The sequence below is a fragment of the Acinetobacter sp. CY17 genome (assembly GCF_059515825.1).
In genome coordinates this window covers 184,868-199,193 of sequence record NZ_JCAKMX010000002.1, presented here as the reverse complement: position 1 = coordinate 199,193, position 14,326 = coordinate 184,868, and the positions used below count along the sequence as shown (strand labels likewise).

Genomic DNA, 14,326 nt, shown 5'->3' with positions numbered 1-14,326 from the left:
GCGCGTTTTTTTATGCTTAAGCTTTACTGAGTAAACCATGACAATTAAACACATTATATTCTTTAATCACAAAGCTTGAATGTAGCGCCACCACATGCTCAATTTTACCAATACGTTGCAATAAAACTTCACTGTAACTTTGCATATCTTTGGCCACTACTTCTACAATAAAATCAGCTGATTGCCCTGTCACTAAAAAAGCATTGATCACTTCTGGAATATCTTCAAGTTCCTCTAAAAATTTAGCAAAAGTATCTGAGTCATGCTTGCTTAAAGATACTTGCAATAACACATGCAAACTAAACCCTAATTTTTGATAGTTTAAATCGCGTTTGAGTTGGGTAATAATATTGGTATCAATCAATTGTTTAATGCGACGATGCACAGAACTGACCGATAAGTTAATGCGCTCTGAAAGTTCATTCAGGTTTACATCTTGGTGGGTTAGAATTTCGAGAATTTGTTTATCAAAGCGGTCAAGTTGCATCAGCTCATCCTAGTTTGTTGTGTTCTTGTACTGGATGATGCTGTGTAGAATCTTTGAGGGTGTCTGAGGAAAACTTAATGTGTTTACTTCAACAACTACACGTTTGTAACCTATAGCATGTGCCTATCAACTTCTGATCAATAGCGTCCTAAGTCGAATCGAGACCTTTTGGGTAAAGACAGCTTCACTTTATAAGTGTTTGTGCCTGTTACTCTTTTCGATCCCCATCACACCCTTGCTATATAGATTAGCAACATCCGTTTTAAATTATTTTCCTAAATTTAAAAAAATAAAAGATTTTTTGAAATTTTTTTGCATAAATCAAATTAAATTCGCAAAAAAATTCATACATCACCTTTAAAATACACTTTTCTATGCAACAAAGAGATATTTTTCGATATTTATTTCAACAAAAAAACTAAAAAAGCTTATATACCACGCCAATCGACTCGCGCACGGCGTTCAGTCGCATAGATACGCGCGACATATTGGCCAAGCGGTAATTGGCTTAAATAGTCACGGTATTCTAAGAACTCAGCCGAAAATGCCTCAGGGTGTTCAGTTTCCCAAGGCGTGCCCGCCATAGCTAAAATGGGTGCCAGCATACTACATACAGCAATATCAGCTAAACCTAAACGTGAACCCACCAAATATCGACCATGATTAGCAATCAATCTCTCGTTTAAAAGAGGAATGATTTGGTCAAGTTCTGCTTTAGATTGTGCCACCTTATTACTTTTCAATTGGTAGCCTTTAGACACTAACTTTTTGAGTAAAGGTTTGGTATATTTTTCAAACTGACGCAGATAGCCTTTTTCACCCATTAAAATCTCTACTGATTCATCGCTGCCTTGCAAGGCATGTGCCAACACCCAGCGCCGCACATGACGTCCCATCTCATTTGCCTGCGCATCAATGTCTAAGGCATGTTGACGTAAACTGCTCTCTAAAGACAATAAGCGATGCTCAGGATAATGTTCATCCAAATGCAAGGCAATTTGAGTACTGCCTGCAATCCAATGTTCAGCATCTTTTAAAATAGGTAACTTATTTTGCCCAGTTTTCAGTTGGGTAAAAGCACGGTGTACCCCCGGAATTAAATTGTGTGCCACATAATCCAGTTCTTTATGATCGAGCAACCAACGTGCTTTTTCACAAAAATGTGATAAAGGGAACTGGTAAAGTGTACGCATACAAACTCCACAAGAATTGCTGTTATTGGCAAGTAAATCAATCGGTCTTACTTTAAGCCATAATAAAAGCCAAAGACAATGCGATTTATGACCAAAGTGCAAACACACGATGGAAAAGCGTTTCAGCAAGTTGCATTTCATGACTTTAGCTTGGCTTTGATGTAAAATCAGCGCCAATTTTTAAATAACACTTTGTGAGTGATTTCATGGGTTTTAATTGTGGTATTGTTGGCTTACCCAACGTTGGTAAATCTACCCTGTTTAATGCATTAACTAAAGCTGCGATTGCTGCAGAGAACTTCCCATTTTGTACGATTGAACCCAACACTGGTATTGTGCCAGTACCCGACCCACGTCTTGATAAATTAACTGCTATTGTGAACCCACAACGTGTCATTCCCACCACCATGGAATTTGTTGACATTGCAGGTTTAGTGGCAGGTGCATCTAAAGGTGAAGGCCTAGGTAACCAATTCTTAGCTAACATTCGTGAAACAGATGCGATTGCACATGTGGTACGTTGTTTTGAAGATGAAAACGTGATTCACGTAAATGGTAAAATTGACCCATTAGACGATATTGCAACCATTAATACTGAACTTGCTTTAGCTGACCTTGAAACTGTAACGAAAGCAGTAACACGTTTAGCAAAATCAGCGAAAGGTGGCGACAAAGAAGCAGTTGCAACCAAAGCAGTCTTAGAAAAAATCTTACCTTTACTTGATGAAGGTAAACCAGCCCGCGCTGCCGATTTAGATGATGACGAACGTAAATTAGTACGTGGTTTTGGCTTACTCACTTTAAAACCAACCATGTACATTGCTAACGTGGCTGAAGATGGTTTTGAAAACAACCCTCATCTTGATGCAGTTAAAGCCTTAGCTGCTTCTGAAAATGCCATTGTGGTTCCACTTTGCAACCAAATTGAAGCTGAAATTTCATTGCTTGAAGACGAAGACCGTGCTGAGTTCTTAGAAGCAATGGATATGGAAGAACCTGGTCTAAACGTAGTGATTCGTGCCGGTTATGCACTTCTTGGCTTACAAACTTACTTTACTGCTGGTGTACAAGAAGTTCGCGCTTGGACGGTAAAAGTTGGTGCAACTGCGCCTCAAGCAGCAGGTGTGATTCACACTGACTTTGAAAAAGGTTTTATTCGTGCTGAATGTGTGGCTTACGATGATTTCGTACAATACAACGGTGAAGCCGGGGCCAAAGAAGCAGGTAAATGGCGTTTAGAAGGCAAGACTTATATCGTACAAGACGGTGATGTATTGCACTTCCGTTTTAACGTTTAAGTACTAATAAAAAAAGCCCCATAAATGGGGCTTTTTTTATTGTGTTGTTGTCCTTTTTCTAACTCAACTCGCTTTAATGAATCCCAACCAATTACCAAATAATAACGATAATTATTATCATTATATTTACTTTGTTTTTTTAATATCCTAAGCTTTGGCTTAACTTATCTTAAAACGGACTGACCATGGCTTATCAATTACCGGCCCTTGCTTATGCCTATGATGCTTTAGAACCCTATCTTGATACACAAACCATGCATATTCATCATACTAAACATCATCAAACTTATATTAATAACATTAATGCAGCCATTGAAGGCACACCATGGGAAAATTTGAGCGTAGAAGATTTACTCAAACGTGTGGATGAGCTACCTACTGAACTTAAGTACACAGTGATCAACAATGCAGGCGGTCATGCCAATCACAGCCTGTTTTGGCGCATTATGAGTCCACAAGGTGGTGGTGTAGCAACCGACGCGATTGCACAAGCGATTGAGCAACAGTTGGGTGGTTTTGAGGCTTTTAAAGATGCTTTTACGCGAGCGGCATTAACACGTTTTGGCAGTGGTTGGGCATGGCTATCCGTCACAGCAGATCGTAAAATTGTAGTCGAGAGTTCTGTCAATCAAGACTCTCCGCTCATGCATGGCCATACGCCGATTTTAGCTTTAGACGTCTGGGAGCACGCATACTATTTACACTATCAAAATCGCCGTCCTGAATATATTGCGGCATTTTATCAAGTGATTGATTGGGATGAAGTCAATAGTCGTTATTTAGCAGCAATCGCTTAATGCATACTCTGTCCTATCTGCTGCGTTTGGCCTTGGGCAGCACCATCTTAATGGCTGGCGCAGCGGTAGTGGTACAACAATTTTTCTAAGCACAGAAACACCCTCACTGTTGAGGCTTGGAAGCTGAGCATCTGTGCACCAATTTTATACCACATGCACACGATCGGTGCTTTATGAACGTAGTTGACACACATTCACATCATCAAAGCCATTGTGACACGGCGCAACTTCATTAGAATTTGACGCTAAACTGGCTCAATTTGCAGTTGCCAAACACGTACCTATACTTATCGCTAAAAACAATTTATTTAACATCAAATTGACCTCATATTCTGAAATTATAGATTTAAATTAGCTATATTTTAAATTTATTATAGATTATTTATCACATTAAGATAATACATACAAAACTACACTTATTGTTTTAAAATCTAATAAAAAATTTAAAGCACAAAAAAAGCGCAGTTTCAACTGCGCTTGAGCTGAAAAGAGAGCATTAAGAGACGTTTACGGCATTGCCCTTTTGCTTAGGATCGGTATTACCCAATTCAGGATGTTGCAGTGCATTGGCACACTGTTTTTTATCACGCTCATAATCCAATTGCTTTTGTGCAGCCGATGGCGCGTTATCTAAGGTCGTACGTGCCCAAATCTCTAAACTGGTCAGTGCTTTACGACATAAGGCATATTTACCTTCGGTCACTGAATCGGTCATTTTAACGTTAATGCGCCAATCAGTGCTGAGCTTACGTGCTGGTAAACGGACTTCACTTTCAAGACGTGAGCGCTCTTTGGCATAGACCAATCCATCAACTTGATTGATGAGTTGCCATGCTTGTTCAGCATAAGCAGTGGCATCGTTGCTGAGTTTAGGTGCAGCTTTAATCTCAGGCTTGGCTTGATCATCTTGAGCACAACCTTGTAGCAAGATGCTCCCACATAGCATAGACATTGCCATGAGATGTACAAATTTAAATGGCATTTGACTCACCTTAAAACATTTCGTCACTATGCTAGTGAATTCGCGTAGAATACTCAATCGTCTTTCTTTTAAGTTCCACTCCCCCACAAGGTGTGTCGTGTCTGAACCGCAATTATTGCCTGCGCAACCCGCAGGCTTTTGGCAAGGCGCCAAAGATAGCCAAGCCATTATTTGGACTTATTTACCCGTGTCTTTTGCTTTTGGCGTGTCTGCCACGCAATTTGGCTTTAGCGCATGGGAAGCCTTATTTTTATCCTGCTCTATGTATGCGGGTGCCAGTCAATTTTTAGTGGTTGCTTTACTCGGGAGTGGCACGTCGATTTGGATGACAGCCCTCACCGTGATTGCGCTTGATATTCGGCATCTCCTCTATGGCCCTGCCTTATATAACTTGATTGAAAATAAACTTAATTTAAAAAAGACTGCGGTTTGGGCTTGGGGACTCACCGATGAGGTGTTTGCTTCAGGGATGATCAAGCTGTCACAGCGTCGTCAAGAATGGTCAGAATCATGGATGCTGGGCTTGAGCTTATGTAGTTGGCTGTCTTGGGCAACAGGTTCGTTTTTAGGCGGCATGTTTGCCGATCAAGTCAGTCAAATGCCGCAATTTTTACAAGCAGCGCTCGATTTTCTATTACCTGCTTTATTCTTAAGTTTCTTATTGGCAGCTTTTGAACGCAAACATAGCTTTATTGTGGCGGTGACTCTGATTGTTTCTGCGATTGCCTGTTATTTCATTGATTTATCTGCTGCAATTTTTATTGGTATTAGTTCAGGTATTGTTGCAGGTCTATTTAAACATTATGTGTTAAAAAAACCAGATCCGGAGCACCAAGGAGATGCATTATGAATATTGAAATTATTCTGGTGGGCATTTTAGTGGGTATTGCCAATTTTGCCTCGCGCTTTGGGCCATTTTTTGTCATTCAAAAGTTTAAACAAGATGAGCAAAAACGTGGTGCGCTGTGGCTTAAAATCGCTTTAGGCAGTATTGGTATTGCAGCCATTAGTTCAATGCTGGTGGTGGCCACCTTGCCGCCCTTACTCGAAACACCCAATAAAAGCTTGGCTATGCTCATTGGTTTTATGGTGCTGACTGGAATTTATTTTAAATTTAGGCAAATTGTCGCTGCAACTTTAATCGCTGCGTTAACCTATGGTTTAATTTATACCTATTTCCCAGTGTAAATCAAAAGGAGCTTATGGCTCCTTTTTTTAGCATTTTTCATGGCATCTTTATCAAAAAATCTGTTGTTTAATATCATTATTTTAATTAACTATGCCCTTAAAAAAAGCATCAGTTCTGCTATGCTAAAAACTCAATCGTAAAGGATCATACACATGAGCATCACTATTGGTACGCCACTACAAACCTCAGCATATAAAGTTTTACTGTTAGGGTCTGGTGAACTGGGTAAAGAAGTCGTGATTTCCTTGCAACGTTTAGGCGTCGAAGTCCACGCTGCTGATCGTTATGCTGATGCACCTGCTATGCAAGTGGCTCATTTTAGCCATAGTTTAAATATGGCAGATCCTGAAGCGTTAAAAAATTTAATTGCTGAAGTTCAACCTCATTTAATTGTGCCTGAAATTGAAGCCATTGCCACAGAAGTATTGGTTGACATTGAAAATGCTGGCACAGCCACAGTCATTCCATCGGCTAAAGCGGTGAATCTGACCATGAACCGTGAAGGTATTCGTCGCTTAGCCGCAGAAGAACTCGGCTTACCCACCTCAGCTTATCGTTTTGCCAGCAGTTTAGACAGCTTCCGTGCAGCATGCGACGATATTGGTTATCCAAATTTTGTTAAACCCGTCATGTCATCTTCTGGGAAAGGCCAATCACGCGTCACTTCTTTTGAAGAGGTGGATGCGGCATGGGACTATGCGCAAACTGGAGGGCGTGTCAATCAAGGTACCGTGATTGTGGAGGCACAGATTGATTTTGATTTTGAAATCACTTTGCTTACCGTTCGTAGTAAAAACCCTGAAACGGGCGCCATTGAAACTGCTTACTGCGATCCGATTGGTCATCGCCAAGAATCTGGTGATTATGTTGAAAGTTGGCAACCGCAGCCTATGACTCAAGCCGCCTTAAATGAGGCCAAACAGATTGCACATAAAGTCACAACAGCTTTAGGTGGATGCGGTATTTTTGGCGTGGAACTATTTGTCAAAGGCGACAAAGTGTGGTTTAGTGAAGTATCACCACGTCCGCATGACACCGGTCTTGTCACCTTAGCATCACAGTTCCAAAGTGAATTTGAATTGCATGCCCGCGCTATTTTAGGTTTGCCTGTTAATACAGCGCGGCATAGTGTGGCAGCAAGTGCGGTGATTTATGCAGGTGTGGATGCGAAAAATCTGGCATTTTCTGGCTTAAATCTTGCTTTAGCACATCCCGACACAGACTTACGTCTGTTTGGTAAACCAGAAGGCTTTCAACGCCGTCGTATGGGTGTCGCCACTGCACGTGCAAAGAGCACAGAACAAGCACGTCAATTGGCTAAACACGCGGCGGATCAAGTCAGCGTTAAACAAAATTAAGCTTTCAATAATAACGGACCCTGTTCATGATCAATACGCTTCCTCTGCTCAAATACACCCACGATCACCATGATATTCAAGCCATTAACCAATGGCGCAGTGATGTAGAACAGCAGTTACAAGAGTGTCTAGAACAGGGTTACTCGATTCGCGATATTATTCGTACCCGCTCCGATTTAATTGATGAAGCATTAAAGTTTCTATGGCAACACGCTGAATTACAACACAGTGATTTAGGGTTATTTGCTGTAGGCGGCTATGGGCGCCGTGAGATGCTGCCCTATTCTGATGTCGATATCATGATTTTATCAGAAGATCAGATTAGCCCAGAGAATGAACAAAAAATCTCCACCTTTATTTCTTCGCTGTGGGATGTAGGTAATTTCAAACCCGGCATCAGCGTTCGTACTATTCATGATTGCGTCAATCAAGCCACCAGCGATTTGACCGTGGCCACCAGTTTAATTGAAGCACGTTTAATTGATGGCAATGAAAACTTGGCCAAATGGCCACGGCGCATTGTGTCACAAAGTTGGACCGATAAAACCTTCTTTGATGCCAAAATGCAAGAACAGCATAAGCGTTACGCTCAGCACAATAATACTGAAAGCAATTTAGAGCCCGACATTAAAAATGCACCCGGCGGTATTCGGGATATTAACCAAATTGGTTGGATCGCTAAACGTCATTTCCGGGTTAATCGTATTTATGATTTAGTGCATTTGGGCTTTATTTCCGAGTTTGAACTCGAAGTTTTAGAACAAGCGGAAATTTTCTTATGGGAAATTCGCCATTATTTACATCGTTTAACTAAACGCGATGAAAATCGTTTATTATTTGATTATCAACGTGAGATTGCCGCCAAATTTGGTTTTGTACGTGAAGAAGGTAAATCACCCAATTACCCTATCGAACAATTTATGAAGCAGTATTATCGTACTGCACAGCAGGTGTCGACTTTAAATGAAATGTTGCTGGCATATTTTAACGAGTCAGTAATCACCCCCCGTTTACCGCAATATGAGCGTCAAATTGTTGATATTAATGCCAACTTTAAGCTGGTCGATAACAAACTTGCAGTACAGCATCATAAAATTTTCTCAGAAAATCCTAGTGCTATTTTAGAAATTTTTTACTTACTGGCCAACCGTCCCGAAATTGAAGGTATTCGTGCACGCACCTTACGTCTATTAACCTTAGCCGCCAAAAGTATTGATCAAGACTTCCGTGATAACCCTGTACACCAAGCCTTGTTTATGTCCATCATTCGCTCGCCTTATCGTTTGTACGAAACTTTGGTCGCGATGAAACGTTATGGCGTATTAGGAAACTACATTCCCGCTTTTGGACAAATTACCGGGTTAATGCAATATGACCTATTTCATATTTATACCGTCGATGCACACACTTTATTACTCATTCGTAATTTAAACCGATTTAAAGAACCTGAATTTGCCAAAGATTTTCCTGTGGTCAGTTCAGTTTTCCAACGTTTGGCGCGTCGCGATATTGTCTACTTAGCTGCAATTTTCCATGACATTGCCAAAGGTCGAGGAGGTGATCACAGTGAACTTGGTGCCATAGATGCCATTGATTTTTGCCGTACCCATGGTTTTACCGAGCGCGAATGTAATCTAGTCGCTTGGCTAATTCAAAACCATTTACTCATGTCGATGACTGCGCAGAAAAAAGATATTTCTGATCCCGATGTGGTGCAAGAGTTTGCTGAAAAACTCGGAGATATGGAACATTTAGACTATTTATATACGCTGACTGTCGCCGATATCAATGCCACTAACCCAACGCTTTGGAATACTTGGCGTGCATCACTGATGCGTCAACTTTATACCCATGCACGTGATGTGATTCGTTCAGGGCTTGGTCGGCCAGTTGATTATCAAATGCTGATTGAAGATACCAAATTTAGCGCCAGCGAATTATTGGTTAATGACTTTGCCCTAGAGGACGTGGAAAAAGTCTGGCAAGAACTCGGCGATGAATATTTTATTAAAGAATCTGCCGATGAAATTGCTTGGCATACTCGTGCCATTTTACGCCATGGTAATAATCCAGCACCGTTGGTGTTATTACGCGCACATCGTAAATCTGCCCAAGATGCAGTACAAATCTTTATCTATACTCAAGATCAACCCAATCTATTTGCCACCACGGTTGCAGTGCTTGATCGTATGAATTTGGATGTTCAAGATGCACGGATTATTACTGCTAGTACTTCATTTAGTTTAGACACTTATGTGGTGCTTGATCGCTTTGGGAATTTACTCAGTGACCCTGAACGTGAAGCGACTGTGGTAAAGGCCTTAGTCAGCGCCTTAAGTCAATCCGATCAATATCCGGGTTTAATGCAGCGTCGCATTCCACGTCAGTTACGCCACTTTGATATTCAAAATACGGTTGATATTAGCTTTAACGCTGCTTTACAACAAAACATGGTAGAAATCTCTACCCTTGACCATCCTGGCTTATTGGCCAAGGTGGGTGGTTTATTCATGATGCAAGGTCTGGACATTCATTCCGCACGCATTGCGACCTTGGGCGAACGTGCCGAAGATATTTTCTTTGTCACTAAAAAAGATGGTCATGCCATGAGTGCCGAAGAAGCTCAAGTATTTGCCGAGCGCTTAAAAGCCGCGCTCGATCAAGCCTCGCATCAAGTCTGTAGCCAATCTTAATCTAAACTTATCGGTATCGCTTCTATGAACTCTAGTTTGTCACTACTGCACCCTTATCCATTTGAAAAGTTAAATCAGCTATTTACTGATGTGCAACCCGCAAATTTACCTCTCATTCCACTTTCAATTGGTGAGCCGAAGCACCCTGCACCTGAGTTTGTCAAACACGCGATTATTGAAAATTTTCAGCATTTATCTACTTATCCAAACAGTAAAGGCTTACCAGAATTACGCGAAAGTATTGCCAATTGGCTGACACGTCGTTTTGCTTTAAACAGCATCAGTGCTGATCACCATATTTTGCCGGTATCAGGTACACGTGAGGCAATCTTTTCTTTTGTACAAGCTTTGGTGAATCGCGCTGATGCACCTTATGTAGTCATGCCAAACCCGTTTTACCAAATTTATGAAGGAGCAACCTTACTTGCTGGGGCCAAACCATATTTTATAAATTCTACTGAAGACAATGGCTATTTAGGTGATTTTGATGCGGTCCCTGCCGAAGTTTGGCAAAACACAGCTTTGTTATTTGTATGTACACCGGGCAATCCAACAGGGGCTGTCCTCTCTAAAGAACAATTTAAAAAGTTAATCGCGCTCTCTGATCAATATGGTTTTGTAATTGCCTCAGATGAGTGCTACTCAGAATTATGGTTTGATCAGGCGCCTGTAGGTTTGTTAGAAGTCTGTGCAGAAATCGGTCGTGATGACTATAAAAACTGTGTGGTGTTTCACTCATTATCTAAACGCTCTAATTTACCAGGGATGCGTTCAGGTTTTGTAGCCGGGGATGCGGAGCTATTAAAACCGTATTTAAAGTTTCGTACCTATCACGGCGCTGCTATGCCAGTTCAACACCAATTGGCTTCTATTGCTGCTTGGAATGACGAAACACATGTTGAAGAAAACCGTATCCAATACCGCGCAAAGTTTGAACTTTTCCAGCAAGAATTAGGGCATCTATTAGACCTTAAAAAACCAGATGCAGGCTTTTACTATTGGTTAAAAGTCGATAATGACGAAACTTTTGCCAAAATGCTGATGGAAAAAGCCCATATTAAGGTCTTACCAGGGCGCTATTTATCTCGTGATACCCCAACCGGTAATCCTGGTGAAAACCACGTACGCTTAGCTTTAGTGGCTGATTTACAACAGTGCCAAGAAGCGATTGAGCGTTTAAAAGCCATACTTTAACACGCCAATGCATGTGTTTAGGAGTTGCTAATACTAAACTCATGCTCAAAGCTGTAAATCACATTACGATCCATCGTCGGAATGGATTCTAATTGCGCAGATGCCAAAGCTTGAACCACTTTGGCATCGAGCGCTTTAGACCCTGAACTTCTCAACACCTCAGCTTTAACAATACGACCGTCATCGGCAAGTACCACCAATTTTAATTTAATTGGATTTTTATAGCCTTTATAGTCACTGTCGCTAAATTCAATTTTGGGACGGTTCACCCAACCCACTTGATAATTTTTATTGTTTTGCTGCGCCTTTAATTTCTTTTCTAACGTCGGATCTGCTTTAGGTACATAGGGTTGTTGTTGCGTGGTGAGTAATAATTTTAATTCTTGTTCTAAGGCTGTATCTAAACTTTCAGGATCAGCCAAGCTCATCGTTGTGACACAACTGAGCAATGCGGCACTGAGCAATTGCTGTGTTCTATTCATAACGTATGGCTCCTCAATCTAGCAAAAATGAAGGCGATTTTATCAATCGCCTTCAACTTTTCTTATTGTAGCGCTTTTTCAATCTCTTCTTGTAGACTTTCAGGTTTGGTGGTTGGGGCAAAACGCTGAATAATTCGCCCATCACGTCCAATTAAGAATTTAGTAAAGTTCCATTTAATGCCATTACCCAATACCCCTTTACTGTTATTGGTTAAGTAGCGAAATACTGGATGCGCTTCGGGTCCCTTGACATTGACCTTGGCAAACATCGGGAAAGTTACACCGTAATTTTTTTTACAAAATGCGCCAATTTCACTATTCGTGCCAGGATCTTGTCCACCAAATTGGTTGCATGGAAAACCCAAAATCTCTAAACCTTGTTGTTGATATTGTTGGTAGAGTTTTTCTAGTCCTGAAAATTGTGGGGTAAAACCACATTTACTGGCAGTATTGACAATCAAAATGACTTTACCCGCATAAGCCGATAAAGACTGCTCCTGCCCATCTAACAACTCAGCTTGAAACTGATATATGTTGCTCATGGATATGTATCCTCATCATTTTTTTCATTTGTTTTTAATTCTAATGACGCAGAATTGACGCAATAGCGTAATCCAGTCGGCTCAGGACCATCATCAAAAACATGACCGAGATGTGCATCGCAATGATGACAAACAATCTCTGATCTGACCATGCCATGTGAGGTATCTACATGTTCTTCGATCGCACTTGGATGAATGCTGCGATAAAAGCTTGGCCACCCACAGCCACTGTCATATTTTGTTTCTGAACTAAATAGCGCTGTCCCACAACAGCGGCATACATAGGTCCCATCTTGTTTGGTATTCCAATATTTACCTGTAAATGCAGGCTCGGTTCCTTTTTGACGTGTGATGCGGAACTCTTCTGGTGATAACTCTCTTTGCCATTCGCGTTCCGTTTTACTGAGTTTTCCCATAGGTGCTTCCCTTTCTATCTTGCTATTTAAAATAGGATAATCCCATATTTACGTGATTCATTTTAAAAATTCTAGTGTTTATTTTCGATTTTACAAAAGATATATAATGGATAGTCAATATGACTTCGAAAGCAAAAAGTAAGCAAAATTAACAAAAATAAGTAAGCAAATTATCCATTAAATGCTTTTTTGTGAGCAAATTTAGTGATAGGCTTAATCCTATTCTTGCTCAGGATGAAAAAATGTCGCAAAAAAAAAGCGTGATTTTTAAAAATCTGCTCCCTGTGATTAAACAATATCAACAGGTCGGCTACACGCATGAAAAAATTGTTACCTTACTTCGAGATGAGCACGACCTAGATCTCGTAACAACTGAGACATTTAAAAGCTATTTATATCGTTATGCAAAAGTGACCCCCACGCTTTCAGAGACTATCACTATGTCCAATTCCAACACATTTGAAACCCGTCGCGAAATTAAAAAATCTTCTAAGCTCGAGCACGTATGCTACGACATTCGCGGCCCTGTGTTACGAGCGGCCAATGAGATGGAAGAAGCTGGTCATAAAATTATTAAACTCAATATTGGCAACCCTGCACCGTTTGGTTTTGAAGCTCCACAAGAGATTATTAATGATGTAGCTTTAAATCTGCCTAATGCCATTGGTTACACCGACTCCAAAGGGATTTTCCCAGCACGTAAAGCGATTTGTCAGTATTATCAACAAAAAGGTATTTTAGATATGCACGTTAATGACGTGTATGTGGGCAATGGTGTTTCTGAACTGATTGTGATGGCCATGCAAGGTCTATTGGATGATGGCGATGAAATGTTAGTGCCTATGCCAGATTATCCACTGTGGACTGCTGCGGTAAATTTATCTGGTGGAACGGCAATTCATTATAAATGTGATGAAGAAAACCATTGGTATCCTGATCTCGTAGATATGGAAAGTAAGATCACGCCAAATACGCGCGGTATTGTCATCATCAACCCCAACAACCCAACTGGTTCAGTTTATCCACGTCATGTCTTAGAGCAAATTGTCGCGTTAGCAAAAAAATATGATTTAATTTTATTTGCCGACGAAATTTACGACAAAATCGTCTATGACGGTATCGAACACGTTTCCGTCGCAGCGCTTGCAGGCGACCAGTTATGTATTTCATTTAACGGCTTGTCTAAATCCTATCGAATTGCTGGTTACCGTTCAGGTTGGATGGCAATTACAGGCGACCGCTCACGCGCAACCGACTATATCGAAGGTTTAGATATGTTGGCATCTATGCGTTTATGTGCCAACCATCAAGCGCAATATGCCATTCAAACCGCGCTTGGCGGTTATCAATCCATTAATGATTTGATCCGTCCGGGTGGCCGTTTATACGAACAACGTAATATCGCATGGGAAATGCTCAATGATATTCCGGGCGTATCATGTGTAAAACCAGAAGGCGCGATGTATTGCTTCCCCAAACTTGATCCAAATGTCTATCCAGTGCAAGATGATGAAAAATTGATGCTAGATTTCTTACGTGCCGAAAAAGTGTTATTGGTGCAAGGTACAGGCTTTAACTGGCCCACCCCAGATCATTTCCGTGTAGTGTTTTTACCTGCCGAAAATGAACTGCGTGAAGCTTTAACCCGTTTAGGACGCTTCCTTGCCAAAATGCGTTAATTGCGCCTTCAAAATT

The 14,326-nt window shown here is 40.9% G+C and carries 14 protein-coding genes; 8 read left to right on the top strand and 6 right to left on the bottom strand.

Translation table 11 applies throughout. The features are described 5' to 3' along the window. Positions 1–16: 16 nt before the first annotated feature. Positions 17–487 carry an Lrp/AsnC family transcriptional regulator gene (locus tag AC5YCI_RS02440; protein WP_496128491.1) on the bottom strand — a complete coding sequence of 157 codons (471 nt, stop codon included), beginning with the start codon at positions 485–487 and terminating at the stop codon, positions 17–19. Between the two features lie 428 nt (positions 488–915). Further along, a complete protein-coding gene (locus AC5YCI_RS02435; RefSeq protein ID WP_496128490.1) occupies positions 916–1,680 on the bottom strand; it encodes a glutathione S-transferase family protein in 765 nt (254 codons plus the stop codon). A gap of 206 nt (positions 1,681–1,886) precedes the next feature. Between AC5YCI_RS02435 and ychF the strand changes: the two genes are divergently transcribed. Next, positions 1,887–2,978, top strand: coding sequence for a redox-regulated ATPase YchF (gene ychF / locus AC5YCI_RS02430; protein WP_496128489.1), 1,092 nt, complete (start codon positions 1,887–1,889; stop codon positions 2,976–2,978). Between the two features lie 185 nt (positions 2,979–3,163). Next, a complete protein-coding gene (locus tag AC5YCI_RS02425; protein ID WP_496128488.1) occupies positions 3,164–3,775 on the top strand; it encodes a superoxide dismutase in 612 nt (203 codons plus the stop codon). A 496-nt stretch (positions 3,776–4,271) separates the two neighbouring features. Here AC5YCI_RS02425 and AC5YCI_RS02420 read toward each other — a convergent pair whose 3' ends face one another. Further along, positions 4,272–4,757: a hypothetical protein gene (locus AC5YCI_RS02420; RefSeq protein ID WP_496128487.1), complete on the bottom strand. Its 486-nt coding sequence runs from the start codon at positions 4,755–4,757 to the stop codon at positions 4,272–4,274. Between the two features lie 115 nt (positions 4,758–4,872). Here AC5YCI_RS02420 and AC5YCI_RS02415 point away from each other — a divergent pair, with 115 nt between their 5' ends. The 5 genes from AC5YCI_RS02415 to dapC all read left to right on the top strand — a co-directional run bounded on the left by AC5YCI_RS02415 (position 4,873) and on the right by dapC (position 11,191). Continuing rightward, on the top strand, positions 4,873–5,607 hold the full coding sequence (locus AC5YCI_RS02415) for an AzlC family ABC transporter permease (protein WP_496128537.1): 735 nt from the start codon (positions 4,873–4,875) through the stop codon (positions 5,605–5,607). Further along, on the top strand, positions 5,604–5,945 hold the full coding sequence (gene ygaH / locus AC5YCI_RS02410; protein ID WP_496128486.1) for an L-valine transporter subunit YgaH: 342 nt from the start codon (positions 5,604–5,606) through the stop codon (positions 5,943–5,945). The genes AC5YCI_RS02415 and ygaH overlap by 4 nt, the downstream gene beginning before the upstream one ends. Before the next feature lie 144 nt (positions 5,946–6,089). Then, on the top strand, positions 6,090–7,304 hold the full coding sequence (purT, locus tag AC5YCI_RS02405) for a formate-dependent phosphoribosylglycinamide formyltransferase (RefSeq protein WP_496128536.1): 1,215 nt from the start codon (positions 6,090–6,092) through the stop codon (positions 7,302–7,304). Between the two features lie 26 nt (positions 7,305–7,330). Continuing rightward, positions 7,331–9,997, top strand: coding sequence for a [protein-PII] uridylyltransferase (gene glnD / locus AC5YCI_RS02400; RefSeq protein WP_496128485.1), 2,667 nt, complete (start codon positions 7,331–7,333; stop codon positions 9,995–9,997). A gap of 24 nt (positions 9,998–10,021) precedes the next feature. Continuing rightward, a complete protein-coding gene (gene dapC / locus AC5YCI_RS02395) occupies positions 10,022–11,191 on the top strand; it encodes a succinyldiaminopimelate transaminase (protein ID WP_496128484.1) in 1,170 nt (389 codons plus the stop codon). 17 nt (positions 11,192–11,208) lie between these two features. Here the strand turns inward: dapC and AC5YCI_RS02390 are convergent, their stop codons facing one another. The 3 genes from AC5YCI_RS02390 to msrB form a co-directional block, all read right to left on the bottom strand. Next, complete coding sequence (locus tag AC5YCI_RS02390) at positions 11,209–11,673, bottom strand: TonB C-terminal domain-containing protein (RefSeq protein ID WP_496128483.1); 465 nt, start codon at positions 11,671–11,673, stop codon at positions 11,209–11,211. A gap of 62 nt (positions 11,674–11,735) precedes the next feature. After that, on the bottom strand, positions 11,736–12,215 hold the full coding sequence (locus tag AC5YCI_RS02385; RefSeq protein WP_496128482.1) for a glutathione peroxidase: 480 nt from the start codon (positions 12,213–12,215) through the stop codon (positions 11,736–11,738). Further along, positions 12,212–12,631, bottom strand: coding sequence for a peptide-methionine (R)-S-oxide reductase MsrB (msrB, locus tag AC5YCI_RS02380; RefSeq protein WP_496128481.1), 420 nt, complete (start codon positions 12,629–12,631; stop codon positions 12,212–12,214). Before msrB ends, AC5YCI_RS02385 begins: the two co-directional genes overlap by 4 nt. A 242-nt stretch (positions 12,632–12,873) precedes the next feature. Between msrB and AC5YCI_RS02375 the strand changes: the two genes are divergently transcribed. Next, positions 12,874–14,310 (top strand): pyridoxal phosphate-dependent aminotransferase, encoded by a 1,437-nt coding sequence (locus tag AC5YCI_RS02375; RefSeq protein WP_496128480.1) that lies wholly within the window; start codon positions 12,874–12,876, stop codon positions 14,308–14,310. The last annotated feature ends 16 nt before the right edge of the window (positions 14,311–14,326 follow it).